General features: G+C 64.1%; 15 protein-coding genes. 11 read left to right on the top strand and 4 right to left on the bottom strand.

Features of this window, described 5'->3' with window-relative positions; all coding sequences use genetic code 11:
• Nucleotides 1-42 precede the first annotated feature (42 nt).
• The 6 genes from nrfD to pbpG all read left to right on the top strand — a co-directional run bounded on the left by nrfD (nt 43) and on the right by pbpG (nt 6,828).
• The gene (gene nrfD, locus AB5Y94_RS05020) at nt 43-996 is read left to right on the top strand and encodes a cytochrome c nitrite reductase subunit NrfD (RefSeq protein ID WP_201891609.1); all 954 of its coding nucleotides are present in this window, start codon (nt 43-45) and stop codon (nt 994-996) included.
• A 172-nt stretch (nt 997-1,168) separates the two neighbouring features.
• Complete coding sequence (gene nrfE / locus AB5Y94_RS05015) at nt 1,169-3,130, top strand: heme lyase NrfEFG subunit NrfE (RefSeq protein ID WP_368205145.1); 1,962 nt, start codon at nt 1,169-1,171, stop codon at nt 3,128-3,130.
• Nucleotides 3,127-3,726 (top strand): DsbE family thiol:disulfide interchange protein, encoded by a 600-nt coding sequence (locus tag AB5Y94_RS05010; RefSeq protein WP_368205121.1) that lies wholly within the window; start codon nt 3,127-3,129, stop codon nt 3,724-3,726. The genes nrfE and AB5Y94_RS05010 overlap by 4 nt, the downstream gene beginning before the upstream one ends.
• The gene (nrfF, locus tag AB5Y94_RS05005; RefSeq protein ID WP_368205120.1) at nt 3,723-4,913 is read left to right on the top strand and encodes a heme lyase NrfEFG subunit NrfF; all 1,191 of its coding nucleotides are present in this window, start codon (nt 3,723-3,725) and stop codon (nt 4,911-4,913) included. Before AB5Y94_RS05010 ends, nrfF begins: the two co-directional genes overlap by 4 nt.
• 137 nt (nt 4,914-5,050) lie before the next feature.
• On the top strand, nt 5,051-5,506 hold the full coding sequence (locus tag AB5Y94_RS05000) for an NUDIX pyrophosphatase (protein ID WP_005300289.1): 456 nt from the start codon (nt 5,051-5,053) through the stop codon (nt 5,504-5,506).
• 401 nt (nt 5,507-5,907) lie between these two features.
• Entirely contained in the window at nt 5,908-6,828 is a 921-nt protein-coding gene (gene pbpG, locus AB5Y94_RS04995) for a D-alanyl-D-alanine endopeptidase (protein ID WP_017782682.1), read from the top strand.
• Between the two features lie 106 nt (nt 6,829-6,934).
• Here the strand turns inward: pbpG and AB5Y94_RS04990 are convergent, their stop codons facing one another.
• Nucleotides 6,935-8,320 (bottom strand): tryptophanase, encoded by a 1,386-nt coding sequence (locus AB5Y94_RS04990; protein WP_368205119.1) that lies wholly within the window; start codon nt 8,318-8,320, stop codon nt 6,935-6,937.
• A gap of 470 nt (nt 8,321-8,790) precedes the next feature.
• Here AB5Y94_RS04990 and AB5Y94_RS04985 point away from each other — a divergent pair, with 470 nt between their 5' ends.
• From AB5Y94_RS04985 to AB5Y94_RS04975, 3 genes are all read left to right on the top strand, one after another.
• On the top strand, nt 8,791-8,955 hold the full coding sequence (locus AB5Y94_RS04985; protein WP_081013253.1) for a DUF2256 domain-containing protein: 165 nt from the start codon (nt 8,791-8,793) through the stop codon (nt 8,953-8,955).
• Nucleotides 8,955-10,472, top strand: a complete 1,518-nt coding sequence (locus tag AB5Y94_RS04980; protein ID WP_368205118.1) for a cryptochrome/photolyase family protein — start codon at nt 8,955-8,957, stop codon at nt 10,470-10,472. Before AB5Y94_RS04985 ends, AB5Y94_RS04980 begins: the two co-directional genes overlap by 1 nt.
• 151 nt (nt 10,473-10,623) lie before the next feature.
• Entirely contained in the window at nt 10,624-11,877 is a 1,254-nt protein-coding gene (locus AB5Y94_RS04975; protein ID WP_017787189.1) for a D-amino acid dehydrogenase, read from the top strand.
• Between the two features lie 131 nt (nt 11,878-12,008).
• On the opposite strand, the gene AB5Y94_RS04970 is transcribed toward AB5Y94_RS04975, so the two are convergent.
• Nucleotides 12,009-13,136 (bottom strand): HPP family protein, encoded by a 1,128-nt coding sequence (locus AB5Y94_RS04970; protein WP_226014450.1) that lies wholly within the window; start codon nt 13,134-13,136, stop codon nt 12,009-12,011.
• 284 nt (nt 13,137-13,420) lie between these two features.
• Between AB5Y94_RS04970 and AB5Y94_RS04965 the strand changes: the two genes are divergently transcribed.
• Entirely contained in the window at nt 13,421-14,542 is a 1,122-nt protein-coding gene (locus tag AB5Y94_RS04965; RefSeq protein WP_368205116.1) for a glycosyltransferase family 9 protein, read from the top strand.
• Between the two features lie 72 nt (nt 14,543-14,614).
• Here AB5Y94_RS04965 and AB5Y94_RS04960 read toward each other — a convergent pair whose 3' ends face one another.
• Entirely contained in the window at nt 14,615-15,280 is a 666-nt protein-coding gene (locus tag AB5Y94_RS04960) for an ABC transporter substrate-binding protein (RefSeq protein WP_017780069.1), read from the bottom strand.
• A gap of 425 nt (nt 15,281-15,705) precedes the next feature.
• Entirely contained in the window at nt 15,706-17,970 is a 2,265-nt protein-coding gene (gene metE, locus AB5Y94_RS04955) for a 5-methyltetrahydropteroyltriglutamate--homocysteine S-methyltransferase (protein WP_368205114.1), read from the bottom strand.
• 182 nt (nt 17,971-18,152) lie between these two features.
• Between metE and AB5Y94_RS04950 the strand changes: the two genes are divergently transcribed.
• Nucleotides 18,153-19,073, top strand: coding sequence for a LysR substrate-binding domain-containing protein (locus tag AB5Y94_RS04950; RefSeq protein WP_076360592.1), 921 nt, complete (start codon nt 18,153-18,155; stop codon nt 19,071-19,073).
• The last annotated feature ends 126 nt before the right edge of the window (nt 19,074-19,199 follow it).

The following is a 19,199-nucleotide window of genomic DNA, read 5'->3' as shown; positions in this document are numbered from 1 at the left end:
CATCGCCATCTACCACGGCAATAACCGATGGAGGGAATGACCATGTGGCATGACGCATTTCACTTCCCTTCCCTCGTGTGGGACTGGCCCATAGCCATCTATCTCTTTCTGCTCGGCATCTCCGCCGGCGCCACTACCCTCTCGGTGCTGTTGCGCCGCAAGGGGGCCGGCAGCGAGAGCGGCATCATCAAGGCGACCGCCATTCTGGCGCCGGTGAGCGTGGTGCTGGGGTTACTGATCCTCATCTTCCACCTGGCCCGCCCCTGGACCTTCTGGAAGCTAATGTTCCACTACCAGTTCGACTCCGTGATGTCGATGGGGGTCATGCTGTTCCAGATCTACATGGCGGTGCTGTTTGCCTGGCTGGCGGTGGTGTTTCGAACCGAGATCGAGACCTTGCGCAGTCACCTGCTGCAAGAGAAGTTCGCCTTTGTGGATGATCTCATCGCTTGGCTTGCCCGCATCGAGCGGCTGCTGGCGCCGCTCTTGCTGCTGCTCGCCGTGCTGCTCGGCGCCTACACCGGCTTTCTGTTGTCGGCGCTCAAGACCTATCCGCTGTTGAACAACCCGGTACTGCCGGTGCTGTTCCTCATCTCCGGCGTCAGCTCTGGCATCGCCGCCACCATCTTGCTGGCGGTCACCCTGTTCAAGGAGAACCATCACAGCCAGGGGGTGAGCTTCGTCCACCGCTTTGAGCGGCCGGTGCTGGCGGTGGAGGTGTTGCTGCTGGTCTGCTTCTTTACCGGCCTCTACTTCGGTGGCGGCCAGAAGGAGGCAGCCATGTGGGCTGCCATCGGCAGCGGCTTCTGGGCTCAGGTATTCTGGCTCGGGGTGGTGGGCATCGGCATGCTACTGCCCCAGTTGCTGGCCCTGCTGGCCCCCGCACCGCTGCGGGCCAAAAACGGCTATCTGGTGCTGGTCTGCAGCCTGACCCTGGTGGGGATCCTGCTGCTGCGCTACTTCGTGCTATACGCCGGTCAAATGACTGTCGTATAACGGTATGATCACCAGCGCCAGCCACCCTCGGGTGACTGGCGCTGGTTTGTTGCTGGCCCAATGAATTTCTGGTGATGCCACACCCGTTGCTTGGCAATGTTTTCCCCCAAAGGGAGACGACGCGGCGTGTGTGGCATGACATGAATGACATCAAAGATTGACTGGAGGTTGTGTGCTGGCGGAGCTCGGCTATCTCTCACTGTTGCTGGCGACCGGGCTCGCCCTGCTGCAAGGGCTGCTGCCCTGGCTGGGGCTGCGGCTCGCCTCACGCCCGTTGCTCGGCTGCGCAACACCGCTGGCCCTCCTGGTCGCACTCCTGCTGTTGGCCGCCCTGCTGCTGCTCGCCAGCTGTTTTGGCCAGGATGACTTTACCCTGGTCTATGTGGCCCAGCACGCCAACAGCGCCCTGCCCCTTGGCTTCAAGCTGGCGGCCGTGTGGGGCGGCCACGAGGGCTCCATGCTGTTCTTCGTCTTTGCGCTGGGGCTGTGGGGCGCCCTGGTGGCCCTTTGCTCCAGGCGGGTCGATCCGCTGATTACAACCCGGGTATTGGCCATCATGGGGCTGATCGTCGGGCTGTTCGGCCTCTATACCCTGATCTTCTCCAGCCCGTTTGACCGCCAGTTCCCGGGGCCGCTGGAGGGGCGCGATCTCAACCCCATGCTGCAGGATATCGGCCTCATCATTCACCCGCCCCTGCTCTATCTCGGCTATGTCGGCTTTGCAGTCAACTTCGCCTTCGCCATGGCGGCGCTGCACTCGGGTCGGCTTGATGGCGCCGTGGCCCACTGGAGCCGCCCCTGGGCGCTCGGCTCCTGGGTGTTTCTCACCGCCGGCATCGTGCTGGGCTCCTGGTGGGCTTATTACGAGCTCGGCTGGGGCGGCTGGTGGTTCTGGGATCCGGTGGAAAATGCCTCTCTCTTGCCCTGGCTGCTTGGCACCGCCCTGCTGCACGCCCTGGTGGTGTGCGAGAAGCGCGGCGCTTACGGCCACGCCGTGCTGCTGCTCTCCATCTTTACCTTTTCGCTGAGCCTGCTCGGCACCTTCGTGGTGCGCTCCGGGGTGCTCACCTCGGTGCACGCCTTTGCGGTCGACCCCAGCCGTGGCCTCACCCTGCTGTTGCTGCTCGGCTTGCTATTGACCTGCGCCCTCACCCTGTTTGCCCTGCGGGCGGATATTCGCGCCCCCTATGCCCGCTTCGGTTTCTGGTCAAAAGAGGGGCTGCTCGGCGCCGCCATCCTGCTGCTTTGCGTGGCCTGCGCCAGCGTGTTGCTCGGCACCTTCTACCCCATGGTGTTCCAGTCGCTCCATCTGGGCTCGCTCTCGGTAGGCGCCCCCTATTTCAATACCATCTTCGTGCCGCTGGCCCTCTGCCTGATGGCGCTGATGACCCAGCTGCCGCGCCTGCGCTGGCAGCATCTGGCAGCCCAGCGCCGCATCAAGGTGCTGCTTCCATGCCTGCTCGGCCTGCTGGGGGGCGCCTTGCTGAGCCTCGCCTATCCCGAGCCGCTGCGGGCAAGCTGGCTGGGGCTCGCGGCCAACGTGCTGAGCCTCTGGCTGATGGCCAGCCTGCTGCTCCCGCTCTTGCAACCGACGTCGCTGCGCGAGATCACCCTCAATCGGTTCGGCAGCCTGCTGGCCCACCTCGGGGTGGCGGTGTGCGCCCTCGGCATCGCGCAGGTGAGTCACCACAGCCAGGAGGGGGGCGCCGTACTCGCCGCCGACAAGCTCTATCGGCTCGGCGCCTTTGAGTTTCGCTATGAGGGGAGCGAGCCGATCATCGGCCCCAACTACACCGCCGAGCGCATCACCTTGAGCGTGCATCGGGAGGGCCAGGAGGTAGCCAGGCTCACCCCAGAGCGGCGCCACTACAGCGTGCGCACCATGAACATGAACGAGCCCGGCATTGCGTGGGGAATGCTCGGCGATCTCTACGTGGTGCTTGGCGAGAAGATGGGGCCCGGCGCCTATGCCATGCGGCTGCACTACAAGCCGCTGGTGCGCTGGATCTGGCTCGGCGGCCTGTTGATGATGGCGGGCGGTGCCCTGCGCCTGCTTGCCCGCCGGCCGCTGCTGGCTAACCATCCTGCGCCAGCTGCCGCCCCCAGCCCTCGGCTTGAACAGGAGACCTTATGAACGCCCGTCTGCGCCTGTTCGGGCCACTCGTGCTCACCCTGGGGCTCGGTGCCCTGCTCTGGCTCGGCCTTGGCAACAACCCCTACAGCCAGGATGAGGCAGTCGCTGGGCGCACCCTGCCTGCCTGGCAGAGTGACGATCTGCTTGGTGGCCCCTCCATCCACACTGCGGCGCTCAAGGGGGAACCCTTCGTGCTCAACGTCTGGGCCAGCTGGTGCCCCAACTGCCGTGCCGAGCATCCGCTGCTGGGCGAGCTGGCCAGTACCGTGCCCCTCTATGGCCTCAGCTACCGGGACAAGGGAGACGCTGCTCGCGCCTGGCTCACCGAGGCGGGCAACCCCTATCGCGCCGTGCTGGCCGACCCCGACGGCCGACTCGCGCTGGAGCTCGGCGTCTACGGCACACCGGAGACCTATCTCTTCGCCGGCGACGGCACCCTGCTGACCCGCCATACCGGCCTGCTCACCCGGGAGATCTGGCAACGCCAGTTTGCCCCCCTGCTGGCAAAGGCCCGCAGCAACACCGCCAGCCAGCCCGAAGTGGAGAGAGAAGTGGAGATACAAGTGGAGAGAGAAGTGCAGGAGAGCAAGCCATGAGCCGTCTCGGCCACGCCCTGATCGCGCCGCTCTTGCTGACCTTGAGCCTCGGGGCCATTGCCAGCGGGGTCGACACCTATGAGTTTCGCCACCCCGAGCGGCAGACCCGCGCTCAGGAGCTGGCTCGCGCCCTGCGCTGCCCCCAGTGCCAGAACCAGAACCTGGTGGAGTCCAACTCCCCCATCGCCCGGGATCTGCGGCTCGAGGTCTACCGCTGGGTGGACGAGGGACAGTCTGATGAGCAGGTGATCGCCCGCATGACGGCGCGCTTCGGTGACTTCGTGCGCTACGATCCCCCCTTCAAGCGCAGCACGGCGCTGCTGTGGGGCGGCCCCGCCCTCTTGCTGTTGCTGGCGCTCAATCGCCTGCGCAGGAGCCTGCATCGCCGGCAACCGGCGCGGATGCCGCTTATCGGCGACAGAGCAGAGGGGATGCTCGCCCACGACCCCAGGGCCGAGCTGAACCGGCTGATCATGGCCGAGCAGCAGGCGGGGCTTGCCCCCCACAGCCGCCTCTACCGGGAGCTGGAGCTGGCTCGCCTCGCCAACGCCACCCCACCTGCCGAACAGGCCCTGCACGATCTGCTAGCCAAGGACCGCACCGCCCGTCCGCTGTCCTGGCTGCGCTCCTGGATACTGCTTGGGACCCTGCTGCTGGCGCTGATGGCCGGCATTTATGCCGGCACCGGCCGCTATCAGGCGTGGCAAGCTTATCAGTTGCGCCCCGATCCGCTGGCGGGATTGAGCCCGCGGGATCTGCAGGACAAGGAGCTGGGCGCCCTGCACCAGCGCCTGCAAGCCAACCCCGCCGATCTCGATGGCTGGGCGGCGCTCGGCCAGTTGTATCTCTATCGGGACGAGTACGCCAACGCCCTGCTCGCCTACCAACGCCTCGCCCTGCTGGAGGGGGGCGCCAGCGCGGCGACCCAGGCCGCCCAAGCCACCGTGCTCTACTACCAGGCGGGTCAACAGCTGACCCCGGAGGCGCAGCGCCTGCTGGGTAGTGCGCTCAAACAGGACAAGGGTGAGGTGAGTGCCCTGATGCTGCTCGCCTCCGATCACTTCCTGCACGGTCGCTACTCCCGGGCCATCGCCCTCTGGCAGCAGTTGCTGGACGAGGAGCGCCCCCGCATCAACCGGGCCGCGCTGATCGAGGCGATCCAGACCGCCCGTATGATGGGAGGCTAACCGCACGCGTGACAGGGGCTGAATGCCCCTGTCACGTTGGGCCCGCACAAACGCCGCCGGCAGGGAAATAACTTGCCAACCTCCCGTCGGCGGCCGAACAATAGGCGTCCATTGAACCTTATTTTGGAGCCACTCCCATGATCCCCATTCGCTGTAAAACCGTCTCCGGTGTCGCCCTCTCAACGATTGATGGTGAAACAAAGCTGCTGGTGATGAAACGCGTAAAGGGTGGTTTCTGGTGCCATGTGGCGGGCACGGTCGAGGCGGGGGAAACTGGCTGGCAGACCATTATTCGCGAGTTTGGCGAAGAGACGGGTATCAGGGTTTGCGAATTATACACAGCCCATTATCTGGAACAATTTTACGAAAGCGCTTCAAATACGGTGGAGGTAGTGCCGGTCTTTGTGGTCTATTGCCCGCCCAATCAGGTGGTCACCCTCAATGATGAGCATACCGAATATCGCTGGTGCACCTTGGCCGAGGCCAAGGCACTGGTGAGTTTCCCCGGCCAGCAGGCACTCTATGACCATCTCTGGCACTACTTTGTCGAAAACAGCCCCTCGGCGCTGATGCGGGTAGCCATGACGCCATAGCGCGTGAATGCCAGGAGCCCTCTCGTTATCTTCTTGATCCTGTGGTGATCCGCTGCCGGCCATGGCCGCCATCAGCACATGTTGCCCCCCTGAACAGGCCGTTTTCAACAGAGATTATCACCAGGAATGAGTGAAGATAGGGATGCTGGCAATAGAGACCGCTAAAAGATCGATCATCTGACGGCAAGAGGGCGCCACCAGCCGCACACCGCAGCCATGTTTCTCACGCCGACCAGCCCCATCATTACTCGTATGAAGCCGCCCATAGCGCTCATTACCGTTATTTCAAGGTGCGCCATCCCATAAAATTGAAATATCGGGCCATTAGACGTTGTGAAGCGTCAATTACCGTCATATAACTTAGCCAAATATCCCTGTCAGCCGTACGGTAGCGTCAAATCATGATTACTCGCCCTTTTCTTACCCTGTTGCTCGGTGCCTTCCTCGTTCCCGTCAGCATGGAGAGCGCCCAGGCCAATCCGTTTTCAGCCCAGTCCCACTCCCCCAACAGCTTTCTGGAGCAGCGCAACGATCTGGCGCTGAGCTCCGCCGCCTTCGTGGTGGCCAACCCGCGCACCGGTGAAGTGCTGTCGGAGCGCAACGCCAACCGGGTGATGCCGATAGCCTCCATCACCAAGCTGATGACGGCACTGGTGGTGCTCGATGCCAACCAGCGTCTCTCCGAGATGCTGACCGTTACCATGGCCGACGTGGACAGACTCAAAGGCACCGGGTCGCGACTGGCGGTGGGCTCGCGCCTGAGCCGGGCCGACATGTTGCACATCGCCCTGATGTCGTCGGAAAACCGCGCCGCCTCAGCGCTGGCCAGGAACTACCCCGGTGGCCAGCGCGCCTTCATCGAAGCGATGAATGCCAAGGCCCGCATGCTAGGCATGTGGAGCACCCAGTTCTCCGACAGTACCGGGCTCACCCCTCGCAACGTCTCCAGCGCCCACGATCTCGCCAAGCTGGTGGCGGCGGCATCCACCTATCCGCTCATTCGCCAGTACTCCTCCACCGAGGAGCGCATGGTGCGCAACGGCAAGCGTCAGCTGCACTACCTCAACTCCAACCGGCTGGTGCGCGAAGGGAGCTGGCCCATCTCCCTCTCCAAGACCGGCTACATCCGTGAGGCGGGTCGCTGCCTGGTGATGGCCACCCAGATCAACCGCGAGCCGGTGATCATGGTGCTGCTCAACGCCGACACCCCCAACGCCCGGGTGGCCGATGCCAAACGGATCAAATCCTGGCTGGAGACTTCCGGTCGCATGAGCCTGACCGCCCAGTCCAGCCCCCGGACCAAGCTGTTCAGCAGCCAGTAGGCTCCCGGCGATCATCGCCAAAAAAGCCCCCGCATCCAGGTGCGGGGGCTTTTTTTGTTGAGCCTTGTGGCCAAGCCTGCTGGCTACGGCGCCGAAGTGCTGGCGATCAGAGCGGCTTGAGCCGTGCGGTGAAGTGACGCAGCAGCGGCGGCTCGTAGTCGAAGGTGAGCCCGCGAATGTCGCTGGCCCGCGCCTTCACCGCGATCAGGCAATCGGCCACATAGTCCATGTGATCCCGGGTGTAGACCCGGCGCGGAATGGTCAGACGCAACAGCTCGAAGTCCGCCGCCTCCTGCTTGCCGGTGGCGGGATCGCGCCCCAGCAGCAGGGAGCCTATCTCCACCCCGCGCACGCCCCCTTCCAGATAGAGCTCGCAGGCGAGCGCATGGGCCGGGAACTGCTCGGCCGGGATATGGGGCAGCAGCTTCTTGGCATCCACAAACACCGCATGGCCGCCAGTGGGGGTCTGGATGGGGATACCGGCCTCGGCCAGCCGCTCGCCGAGATAAGCCACCTGACTGATGCGGTAGGTGAGATACTCCTCATCCATCCCCTCGCGCAGGCCGATGGCGAGCGCCGCCATGTCCCGCCCGGCAAGGCCGCCATAGGTGACAAACCCCTCCATCGCCACGCAGCGCACCTGCACCGCGCGAGACAGCTCGAGATCCTCTTTGAAACAGCAGAGCCCGCCGATATTGACCAACCCGTCCTTCTTGGCCGACATGGTGAAGATGTCCCCCAGCGCAAACATCTGGCGCACTATCTCCTTGATGCTGCACTTGGCATAGGCCGGGTCCCGCGCCTTGATAAACCAGGCGTTCTCGGCGAAGCGAGCGGCGTCGATCACCACCGGAATATGGTGGCGATGGGCCAGCTCGGCAACCGCCTCCATATTGGCCATGGAAACCGGCTGGCCGCCTGCGCTGTTGCAGGTGACCGTGATGATGATGCCGGCCACGTTGTCGGCCCCCAGCGTCTCGATGGTGTCGCTCAGGCGAGGGAGATCAAAATCCCCCTTCCAGGCGTAGGGGGCCGTGGTGTCGAGGGCTTTCGGGGTGAGCAGGTTGATGGCCCGCGCGCCGGCCAACTCCACGTGGGCCTTGGTGGTGTCGAAGTGGTAGTTGGAGATGAAGACCGGCGCCTTGCCCCGGCAGCGCTTGACCAGTTCGGGGAAGAGGATCTGCTCGGCCCCGCGCCCCTGGTGGGTGGGCATCACATGCTGGTAACCAAAGATCTCGCGCACCGTGCGCTCCAGCTCGACGAAGTTGCGGCTGCCCGCATAGGCCTCATCCCCCATCATGATGCCCGCCCACTGACGATCGGACATGGCACCTGTGCCACTGTCGGTCAGCAGATCGATGTAGACATCCTCGGCCAGCAGCAGGAAGGGGTTCCAGCCAGCGGCCTCGAGGGCGGCGCGGCGCCCGGCGCCAGTGGTCTGTTTGATGGGCTCGACCATCTTGATACGAAACGGTTCGGGTATACGACGCATAAAAGACTCCTCACCGGCGCAACGCCAGTGTGTTTGAAATTGGAATTGGCAAAGAGGCCGGGGCGATCAGGGTCGTCCGGCTGACAAATTCAAACGGCGGGTACCGCCAATCAGCGGTGAGGAAAGTCGAGGGTCAGAATGGGATCCCGGGTGTACCAGTGGGCGAGCAGGCAAGCTGCCCGGGGCGTAGCTGTCACGATTGGCATCACTCCCCTCCATGTCGGTTGTAACCAGTCGGTGGCCAATAAGATCCATTGATGGGTGCTGCCAGCAGGCAGCCTCCCCAAGTTAACAACTGGTTGCCATGCAAACAATCTGAGTGTCAACGGGTTGTGCGTCTGCTCACAAAGCGCCCATTCAGCGGACTCGATACAGGCGACAGTGATCCCCCCAGCACCCCGCTTCGTTAAGCTGTTATCCCGGTGACTTGACCCTGTTCACGCCGCCCCTTGCCAACCATCGGAAGTCCCATGCATCGCAAACCCCATCTGCCCGAGAAGATCTGCCCCGTCTGCCAGCGTCCCTTCAGCTGGCGGCGCAAGTGGGCAAATTGCTGGGAGGCAGTGCGCTACTGCAGCGAGCGCTGTCGCCGCGATCGTCACCACAGTCATCAACATAATGGGGAGCATGTCTGATGGAGCTGCGCCTGGTGCTCGGCGATCAGCTGAATGCCAGTCACAGCTGGTTTCGCACGCCGGATCCGGTCTGCTATCTGATGGCGGAGCTGCGTCAGGAGACCGATTACTGCCGCCACCATCGCCAGAAGGTGCTGGCCTTCTTTGCCGCCATGCGCGCCTTCGCGGCGGCTCTCAAAAAAGCTGGCCACCGCGTCTGTTACCTGACTCTCGATGAGAGCGCCCGCTGGCCCGACTTGCCCAGTCTGCTGGCAGCCCAGCTCGAAGCACATCAGGCCGACAGCGTTGCCTGGCAGAGCCCGGACGAGTGGCGCCTCGCCAGCCAGCTAAAAAGCTGGGCGGCTGGCCTTGCCATCCCTGCCACCGAGGTGGAGAGCGAACATTTTCTCACCCCCCGCGATGGCTGGCAGCGCTACCCCCACAGCAGAATGGAGTTCTTCTACCGCGCCCTGCGAAAGCAATACAGGGTGCTGCTCGATGAGCACGGCCAGCCCCTTGGCGGGCGCTGGAATTTTGATGACGAGAACCGCGCCAAACTGCCGGAGCGTCAGCCGCTCCCGGCACCGCTCACCTTTGCCAACGAGGTGAGCGACATCGACGCCATGCTGACCCGCCACGGGGTCAGCACCATCGGCGAGGCAGATGCCAGCAGACTGCCGTGGCCCATCAACCGGCGTCAGAGCCGCGAGTTGCTGGCCCATTTTCTGGCGCACTGCCTGCCCCACTTTGGCCGCTATCAGGATGCCCTGAGCGAGCGGGGCTGGAGCCTGTTTCACAGCCGCCTGTCGTTTTCCCTCAACAGCAAGATGCTCCACCCCCTCGAGGTGATCCGCGCAGCCGAGGCCCACTGGCAGGCCAATCAGGCCACCATCACCCTGGCGCAAGTGGAGGGCTTTATCCGCCAGATCCTCGGCTGGCGCGAGTTCGTGCGCGCCCTCTACTGGGAGAAGATGCCCGCCTATCGGCGCAGCAATTTTCTCGGGGCCGAGCGGCCGCTACCCGGCTTTTTCTGGAGCGGCGAAACCAAGATGGCCTGCGTGCGTCACGCCATCCGCCAGTCTCTGGAGCACGCCTATGCCCACCATATCCAGCGGCTGATGGTGACCGGCAACTTTGCCCTGCTGGCGGGGATCCATCCTGACGAGGTGGATGCCTGGTATCTCGGCATCTATGTGGATGCCATCGAGTGGGTGGAGCTGCCCAACACCCGCGGCATGAGCCAGTTTGCCGATGGCGGCCTGATGGGCAGCAAGCCCTACGCCAGCAGCGGCGCCTATCTCGAGCGGATGGGCCACTACTGCAAGGGGTGCCACTATCAGGTGAAGGCCCGCAGCGGCGACGGGAGTTGCCCCTTCAACAGCCTCTACTGGCATTTTTTATGGCGCAACCGGGACAAACTTGGCAGCAATCCTCGCCTCGCCCTGCCCTATGCCAACTGGGATGGCCAGGCCGCCGAACAGCAGCACGCCATCCTGGCGACGGCGGAGCAGTACCTGATCCGGTTGGAGCAGCTCTGACTGCCACAGCTAATGCCAACAAGTCCACAAATTTCAACATTGAAAACCAGTTAAATAATTGTAAATAGATATATATCCCAATTATATCTACACCAGTTGAATATCCTGTGGCGGCTGATTAATGTGAGGGCCCCAGTCAAGGAGAGACAAGATGGACATAGTGGTACTCGGTGGTGGCGTGGTCGGCGTGACCAGCGCCTGGTATCTGGCCAAGGCGGGTCACAAGGTGACCCTGCTGGAGCGGCGTGACGGGGTGGCCCTTGAAACCAGCCACGCCAATGCCGGCCAGATCTCCCCCGGTTACGCGGCCCCCTGGGCGGCCCCCGGCATTCCCCTCAAGGCCGCCAAGTGGCTGCTGCAAAAACACGCCCCCTTCACGGTGCGGCCGACCTCGGATCCCTTCCAGCTGCGCTGGATGTTGAAGATGTTTGCCAACTGCACCCCGGCAGCCTATGCGGTCAACAAGGGGCGCATGGTGCGTCTGGCCGAATACAGCCGCGACTGCATGAAGCTGCTGCGCGACGAGCTGGCGCTGGACTACGAGGGGCGCCAGCTCGGCACCCTGCAGCTGTTCCGCAGTCAGGCCCAGCTCGATGCCAGCAAACGCGATATCGAGGTGCTGGAAGAGTACGGCGTGCCCTATCAGTCCCTTGATGCCGATGGCTGTGAAGGGGCAGAACCGGCACTGGCCCGGGTACGCGGCAAGATAGTGGGCGGTCTGCGCCTGCCGGGGGACGAGACCGGCGACTGCTTCCGCTTCACCAAGGCCATGGCAGCGGAAGCGCAGCGACTGGGGGTCAGGTTCGTGTTCAACTGCGCCATCGATGAGATCGAGCTGGCGCAGGGACGCGCCGTGGCGGTGCGGGCCGGCGAGCAGCGCTTCAAGGCCGACGCCATCGTCTGTGCCCTCGGCAGCTATGCCACCGGCTTCCTGCGCCCGCTCGGGCTCGATCTGCCGGTCTACCCGGTCAAGGGCTACTCCCTCACCCTGCCGATGATCAACGCCGAGGCCGCGCCGCGCAGCACTGTGCTGGACGAAACCTACAAGGTGGCCATCACCCGTTTCGATGAGCGGATCCGGGTCGGCGGCATGGCGGAGCTGTCGGGCTACAACCTGGCCCTCAACCCGAAACGGCACGACACCCTGGCCATGGTGGTCGGTGATCTCTTCCCCGAGGGGGGCGACATCAGCCGCGCCGACTTCTGGACCGGGCTGCGCCCCATGACGCCGGACGGCACCCCGCTGGTGGGCCCAAGCCCCATCCCCGGCCTCTGGCTCAACACCGGCCACGGCACCCTGGGCTGGACCATGGCGGCGGGCTCGGGCCAGCTGCTGTGCGATCTCATCAGTGGCAGTGACACCGCCATCAGCGATGAAGGGCTCACCCTGGCCCGCTACGGCTGAGCCTTGTCCTTCGTCTCTCTTATCCCAACGAGGGAGTGCCTGGCACTCCCTCTTGTTTTGACCTTGTTCGGTTTGTCCAGCCATACAATGCCAAGGCACAGACAACAAAAAGGCCCCGCGAGGGGCCTTTCTTATGGGCTGACCGGCGCGCCGGTTTCACCCTGCGCCGGGTGCAGCGCCAGGTTGAACAGTGCTGCTACCATGTCCGACTGGGTCAGGATCCCCACCAGTTGCTCGCCATCTAACACCGGCATGTGGTGCAGGCCGCCATCGGAGAAGGCCCCCACCAGATCGTAGAGCGGCTGATCGTGGCGGGCGGTCGACACCTTGCGGGTCATCAGATCTGCGACCCGCAACTCAGCCAGCTCTGCCGCGCCTCGCGGCTGTTGCAGTACCCGGTCGATCATCAGGTCGTGCAGGGTGATGATGCCGGTCAGCCGGCCGGCCTCGTCCACCACCGGCAGCGCTTTGACCTGATGGTGGGAGAGCAGTTGCCAGGCCGCCATGGCCGGCTGCGGCGCCGCTATCAGGATCAGATCCCGCGACATCACCTCCTGCACCCGCACCGTGCCCACCCTGGCCCGCAGCGCATGCAGCTGGGCCTCCTGCAGCAGCGCCTGCAGATCCTGGCGGCTGATGTCGAGCAGCTCGCCGTGCTTTTCCAGCGCAAAGTCGATGTCCTCCGCCTGGGTCGCCACCCGCTCGCTCGGCTGGGGATCGGCGGTCTGATGGCGGTTGGGCCGGGCCTGACCGCTGTTGGGATAACGACGCCCCAGCAGCCGGTTGTAGCAGAGCGCCAATAGCAGCAACAGCAGCGAGTTGAGCAGCACCGGCAACAGCACATAGCCGACCCCGAGCTGGCGGATCCCCTCGCCGCCGATGACCGCGGTCAAGGCCACGGCGCCGCCGGGCGGATGCAGGCTGCGGGTGAGCAACATGGCGGCGATGGCCAGCATCACGGCAAGGGCGGCGGCCTGCGCCGGATCCGCCACCAGGCTGGCACTCAGCACCCCCATCAACGCCGAGACCCCGTTGCCCACCAGGATGGACCAGGGTTGGGCCAGCGGGCTGGCAGGCGCGGCAAACAGCAGCACGGCAGAGGCCCCCATGGGGGCGATCAGCCAATGGGCCTCAAGCCCCAGTCCCCAACGGCACAAGAGGGCGGTTCCCAACAGCCCGACGAAGGCGCCAAGGGCACCGTAACAACTCTCTTTGAGACTGGTATTGGTGGATACCGGAAAGAAATCCCTGAACTGCATGGGGCTCCTGCGAGGATAACATTCATTTCAAATGCGCGATTTTAACGACATACCGCTGGCAAATACCACCAGGAGGTGCGATCTACTCCGCTCAGCCATCCCGCCCCAGGAAAACAGGAATCATACGGAAACACCCCTGTTCCATCCGAGCACTCTGAAACTGTGACTCAGCAACAAATTCTTACAAAAAATGGCGTACCCCCCTCATTTTTCTCTTTTCTTAACCTCGGCTTAAGAAATGTCGTGTCACCTTGAGGCCATATTCATGCACGGAGCCACTACTTATGAGCACTATCAGAGATGCCCTGCGCCGCTTCGACGGTCAGCGCCGCTGCTGGACCGCCGGGCTGGAGCGGGCCGCCCTCGCCTGGCTCGCGCGTCAAGGCCGACTGCCGGCCGGCAGCCAGCCTCCCCAGCGGATCCTGGTCATTCGCAGCACCTGCCGCATCGGCAACAACCTGTTTCTGCTGCCCTTCCTGCAAAAGGTACGCAGTGCCCACCCCCATGCCGAGATAGAGCTGGTGTGCATCGGCGGCCAGCTGCTCCCCTTCCTGGCCGATCTGCAGCTGCAGCGCATTCACCCGGTCAGGTTGCAGGGCAAGCGGCTGCTGGCCTCCCTGTCGGTGCTGTGGCAACTGCGCCGTCAGCATTACGATCGGGTCTATGTGCCCTTTGCCTCCAGCACCGATCACCTCATCGCCGGCTGGGTAAAGGCCCGCGAGAAGCTGGGCTTTGACGATGCCAAGGGGGATGCCCTGTTCCCCCAGCCCCTCACTCCCAACGACCACTGTCACTACGCCCACCAGCCGCTGCAACTGCTCGGCATGCACGGTCATCTCGCCGATCAGATTGAACTCGGCAGCTTGTTGCACAGCGCCAGCCCGCGGCTGCTGGCGCTCAGGCAGGACTACCCGGAACGGCCGCTCATCGGCTTTTTCACCGGTGCCCGCAAGGGCAAGGGGCTCTCCCTGCCCCAGTGGCAACGACTGCTCGGGGATCTGCGCCGCCACTATCCCGCCGCCCTGCTGATCCAGCTCGAGGATCCCGCCGATCCCCAGCCCCAGCTCGGCGACGTGCAGGTTGCCCTCTCCAGCCTGAGCGAGCTGGCCCGCTTTGCCGGCGGCCTCTCCCTCTTCGTCAGCGGTGACACCGGGCCATTGCACCTGGCCGCCGCCAGCGGCGTGCCCTGCCTCGGCCTCTTTACCCAGACCGATCCCGCCCGCTACGGCTGCCTCGGTGCCCAGCACCTCAATCTGGTGATCGGCGATCGCAATGCCATCCTCCTCGATCACCACTGGCTGGCCGGGGTCATGGCACGCACCCCGCTCAATCAGGAGAGGTTACCTGCGCCAACCCCGGCCCCTTGCTTGCCAGGTGCGCCCTTGCCGCTCCCTGCTGCGGGCTGATCCAGCCAGCGCCCACACCGGCAGGGCGATTCAGCTCGTCCTGCCGGTCCACTCCTCTTTTCATCATCAGCGTCAACGATAGCGAGCCTCCATCCTGGCCAACTCGCCACTTTGCCGCAATCGCGCCAAGATGCGAGTCAACTCGTCCACCCTGGCGGCGAAGGGGGATGAGTTGGCAATACAGAGGTGGAGCGGCGTCAGCTCCAGTTGCAGGGGGACTTCCGTGATCGTCCCCGCCAATCCCAGCTGAGCCAGCTTGAAGCGCGCCACCAGAGGATCCGTGATCATCAGATCCCCCCGACCGGCCGCCAGCAACTTGAAGACATTGTCCACATTGCTGGTGAGATGGACCTTGAAACCGACCAGGTTCTCCTTGCCCCAGCCATTGCCGATGTAGTCGAGAATGGTGAACGCCTTGAGATCGCTCAAGGCGCGGGCCTGGTTGAGACGGGCCAGAGCCGGATGCCCGGTTTGCGTGAACAGGGTCAAGGGGGAGAAGGCCACCGGGGCTTCGACCACCCGGGTATAGGCTCGCCGCTCCCGGGTCGGCACGGTGACGAAGCCGTCGGCTTGACCGGCACGAACCAGTTTCTGCGCCCGCAACCAGGGATATCCCTCATGATGCACCTGAACCCCAAGCTCGAGCCCGACCCTGTCCATCACATCCACCATGAGGCCGCGCATCTTGCCCTCCTCGTCACGCCATGAGTAGGGGGCAAAATCATCGAAATAGACCATGTTGAGCGAAGAGACGGCAACCGCCTGGGAAGATGCCGCCAACAGCAGCCCCCATAAACACCCGAACCAGAGACCCGCTTTCATCATGTCAGCCCCACCGTCATCACCCTGCCCTGAGCCTAGCGCAAGCGCATCGAATGAAAAAATGGGCGAGACCTCGCCGGCGCAGGCGGGGTGATATCGTCAAGCGGCCACGCTTGCTGGTCGGGGAGCCAGCCTTGCAAAGCAGGGGGAACATGGCGGGGGTTATGGGGGGGCGTCCAGTGTTCCGGGACCGACGTGCCACCCGGCCTGCCCGCGCCGTCATTGCTACAGACCCTCCCCCGGCCAACATCAACGGCTGATCCGGCATAAAAAGAGAGAGGGAAGGCTTGCGCCTTCCCTCTTCGTTATGCCCGTACTCTCTTGTTGTTTGCAGATGTTCTTCAGGCCAGCTCGGCACGCAGCGCCTTGGTGGCATCGACCATCACCTTGAGGGCGGCCTCTGTCTCTTCCCAGCCGCGGGTCTTGAGGCCGCAGTCCGGGTTGACCCAGAGCCGCTCTGCCGGGATCTGCTTGGCGGCCTTGCGGATCAGATCCTCAATCCAGCCCTGGCTCGGCACGTTCGGCGAGTGGATGTCATAGACGCCCGGGCCGATTTCGTTGGGGTAGTTGAAGCGCTCGAACGCTCCAAGCAGCTGCATCTGGCTACGGCTGGTCTCGATGGTGATCACGTCCGCATCGAGCGCCGCCACCGCCTCGATAATGAGGTTGAAGTCGCTGTAGCACATGTGGGTGTGGATCTGGGTGCTGTCCACCACCGGGCTCGCGCTCAGACGGAAGGCGCGCACCGCCCAGTCGAGATAAGCCTGATGATCCTGCTTGCGCAGGGGCAGCCCTTCGCGGATCGCCGGCTCGTCGATCTGGATGATCTTGATGCCGGCAGCTTCCAGGTCTGCCACCTCGTCGCGAATGGCCAGGCCAATTTGCAGGGCAGACTGTTCGCGGCTCACGTCTTCGCGGGGGAAGGACCAGCAGAGGATGGTCACAGGGCCAGTCAGCATACCCTTGACCGGCTTGTCGGTCAGGCTCTGGGCAAACTGGGTCCACGCCAGGGTCATGGGTGTGGGTCGGTCGATGTCGCGGGTGATCACCGGCGGCTTGACGCAGCGGGAGCCATAGCTCTGTACCCAGCCGAAGCGGGTGATGGCAAAGCCATCCAGCAGCTCACCGAAGTACTCCACCATGTCGTTGCGCTCGGCTTCGCCGTGCACCAGCACGTCCAGCCCGATGGCCTCCTGACGCTCGATGGCATCCTTGATCTGGGCCTGAATGCCCGCCTCGTAGGCACTGCCGTCGATACGACCGGCTCGCCAATCCTGGCGCAGTACCCGAATTTCCGAGGTCTGCGGGAAGGAGCCGATGGTGGTGGTCGGCAGCAGCGGCAACTTGAGATCCGCGCGCTGTGCCTCGGCCCGCACCGGGTAGGCGCTGTGGCGTTCGAAATCGCTGTTGGTGAGGCTGGCGAGGCGTGACTGCACCGCCTTCTTGTGCACCCGGCTGTCAGACTCCCGATCCACGATGGGCTGGCTGTAAGCGGTGATCTTGTCCAGCTCCCCGCCATTGAGATGGTCAGCCAGCAGGCCCAGCTCGTAGCATTTTTGCAGGGCAAAGGCGAACCAGCTGCGGGTCTGGGGATCCAGCTCGTGCTCCAGGGTCAAGTCTACCGGGCTGTGCAGCAAGGAGCAGGAGGAGCCGACCCAAAGCCGCTCGCCAAGCTTGGCTTTCAGTGCTTTCAGGGTCGGCACCAGCTTGGCCAGATTGGCACGCCAGACGTTGCGACCGTTGATGACCCCGGCCGAGATGACCCACTGGGCCGGCAGGTGCGGGACCAGGGTCTCCAGCTGCTCGGGGGCCGCCACCAGATCCAGGTGCAGGCCATCCACCTTCAGGCTGGTGATGATGTCGCGCTGATGGGCAACCGAACCGAAATAGGTAGTCAGCAGCAGCTTGCAGGGACCGGCCAGACGCTCATAGGCGTTGAGGTAGGCGAGGCGCCACTCGTCCGGCAGGTCCAGCGCCAGCGCCGGCTCGTCGATCTGCACCCACTCCACCCCCTGGGCGGCCAGTTTTGCCAGGATCTCCTGGTAGACGATGAGCAGGCGGTCGAGCAGCTCGAGGCGGGAGAAGCCGCTCTCTTTCTCCTTGCCGAGCCACAGGTAGGAGACCGGGCCCAGCAGCACCGCCTTGACCGGCAGCCCCAGCGCCTTGGCCTCCTCCACTTCGTCAAACAGCTGGCTCCAGCCCAGTTTGAAACGCTGGTCGCGGCTGAACTCGGGCACCAGGTAGTGGTAGTTGGTGTTGAACCACTTGGTCATCTCGGCGGCGGCGGCGGCCGGACCGGTCGGCGCACGGCCACGGGCGACCCGGAACAGGGTATCGAGATCGGTGTCGCCATGGCGGTGACGGGCGGGGATGGCATCCACCAGCAGGCTGGTGCCGAGCACCTGATCGTACCAGGCGAAGTCACCCACCGGCAGCAGGGTTACGCCGGCCTGTTGCTGGGCCTGCCAGTGACGCTCACGCAGGCTCTTGCCGGTGGCGATGAGTTCCGCCTGGCTGGTTTCGCCGCGCCAGTAAGATTCGAGGGCAAATTTCAGCTCGCGCTTGGCGCCAATACGGGGAAAGCCCAGGGTGTGTGCGCAGGTCATAGGTTCCATTCCTTATGCTCATTCATCTGATGGTGAACTGGATGATTTAGCCATCCAGATGTTTACACATCCAAAATGACAAGATAAGGTGGCGTTGGCTATTGAATCCTTTTCAACTGGCTCTCAAGAAATTCTCAAGGCGGGCAACAAGCCGCCGCCCAGGCACAACAAGGAGGGATACCATGGCGGTGTCAAGCAACCCGGGGATCGACATCAAGCACCTGAAAACGGTGAGCGCGCTGGCCGAGCAGGGCTCGCTGGCCGGTGCGGCGCTGACCCTCAACCTCACCCAGTCCGCCCTCTCCCACCAGCTCAAGGAGCTGGAGACCCGCCTCAATCTGGAGCTCTATCTGCGCAAGAGCCGCCCGCTGGTGCTGACTGCGGCCGGCAACCAGCTGCTGGGGCTGGCCCGTCAGGTGCTGCCGGCGCTGGCGCAGACCGAGAAACAGCTGCAGGCCCTGCACAGCGGCGACGCCGGTCGCCTTCACCTGGCGCTCGATTGCCACAGCTGCATCCAGTGGCTGCTGCCGCTGTTGCCAGATTTTCGCCGTCAGTGGCCGGGGGTTGACCTGGAAGTGGAGTCGGTGCCGGGCTTTGATGCCATCAGCGCCCTGCTCGGCGGCCAGCTCGACCTGCTGCTCACCTCGGACGTGCAGGCCCGCGGCGATCTCCACTTCGAGCCGCTGTTCGCCTTCGAGCTGGTGCTGGTGATGGCGCCGGACCACCCCCTCTGTGGCCAGCAGACCATCAAGCCTGAGGATCTGCGCCCCGAGGTGCTGCTGGTCTACCCGGTGGAGCGGGCGCGGATGGACGTGTTCAGCCGCTTCCTGCAGCCGGCCGGCATCGAGCCCGCCCGCTGCAAGCCGGTGGACAACACCTCCGTGATGCTGCAGATGGCCGCCGCCGGCCTTGGCGTCGCCGCCCTGCCGCGCTGGGCCTGCGAGGAGTTCGTGCGCCAGGGGCTGCTCGAGGCGCGCCCGCTCGCCGAGGGGGTGCGCCGCCACATGTATGGCGCGGTGCGCGCCGCCGACCGGGATCAAGCCTGTCTGCAGAGCCTGTTCGAGCGCATTCGCAGCAAGATGGGCGACGTAAAAGCGCAGTAACTTGCAAGAGAAGGGACGCGGCGCCGGCTTACCTGCAGACAGCAGAGCCTGTTTGGGCTCATTCGAATCAAACATGGGCGATGTAAAAGCGCAGTCATCCATACGGCAAGGCGCAGTAAAAAGCCG

Source organism: Aeromonas sp. s5, from assembly GCF_040907865.1.
In the GTDB taxonomy this organism is placed as follows: Bacteria; Pseudomonadota; Gammaproteobacteria; order Enterobacterales; family Aeromonadaceae; genus Aeromonas; species Aeromonas dhakensis.
Note: the sequence above shows the minus strand (reverse complement) of the source record. Positions and strands in the feature narration are given on the sequence as shown.

Excerpts from the sequence above, each read along its gene's own strand:
- AB5Y94_RS04970 (WP_226014450.1), bottom strand. The coding sequence starts at position 13,136 with ATGCAGTTCAGGGATTTCTTTCCGGTATCCACCAATACCAGTCTCAAA.
- AB5Y94_RS05000 (WP_005300289.1), top strand. The coding sequence starts at position 5,051 with ATGATCCCCATTCGCTGTAAAACCGTCTCCGGTGTCGCCCTCTCAACG.
- AB5Y94_RS04965 (WP_368205116.1), top strand. The coding sequence starts at position 13,421 with ATGAGCACTATCAGAGATGCCCTGCGCCGCTTCGACGGTCAGCGCCGC.
- AB5Y94_RS04960 (WP_017780069.1), bottom strand. The coding sequence starts at position 15,280 with ATGGTCTATTTCGATGATTTTGCCCCCTACTCATGGCGTGACGAGGAG.
- AB5Y94_RS04950 (WP_076360592.1), top strand. The coding sequence starts at position 18,153 with ATGGCGGTGTCAAGCAACCCGGGGATCGACATCAAGCACCTGAAAACG.
- metE (WP_368205114.1), bottom strand. The coding sequence starts at position 17,970 with ATGACCTGCGCACACACCCTGGGCTTTCCCCGTATTGGCGCCAAGCGC.
- pbpG (WP_017782682.1), top strand. The coding sequence starts at position 5,908 with ATGATTACTCGCCCTTTTCTTACCCTGTTGCTCGGTGCCTTCCTCGTT.
- AB5Y94_RS04975 (WP_017787189.1), top strand. The coding sequence starts at position 10,624 with ATGGACATAGTGGTACTCGGTGGTGGCGTGGTCGGCGTGACCAGCGCC.
- nrfD (WP_201891609.1), top strand. The coding sequence starts at position 43 with ATGTGGCATGACGCATTTCACTTCCCTTCCCTCGTGTGGGACTGGCCC.
- nrfF (WP_368205120.1), top strand. The coding sequence starts at position 3,723 with ATGAGCCGTCTCGGCCACGCCCTGATCGCGCCGCTCTTGCTGACCTTG.
- AB5Y94_RS04980 (WP_368205118.1), top strand. The coding sequence starts at position 8,955 with ATGGAGCTGCGCCTGGTGCTCGGCGATCAGCTGAATGCCAGTCACAGC.
- AB5Y94_RS05010 (WP_368205121.1), top strand. The coding sequence starts at position 3,127 with ATGAACGCCCGTCTGCGCCTGTTCGGGCCACTCGTGCTCACCCTGGGG.
- AB5Y94_RS04990 (WP_368205119.1), bottom strand. The coding sequence starts at position 8,320 with ATGCGTCGTATACCCGAACCGTTTCGTATCAAGATGGTCGAGCCCATC.
- AB5Y94_RS04985 (WP_081013253.1), top strand. The coding sequence starts at position 8,791 with ATGCATCGCAAACCCCATCTGCCCGAGAAGATCTGCCCCGTCTGCCAG.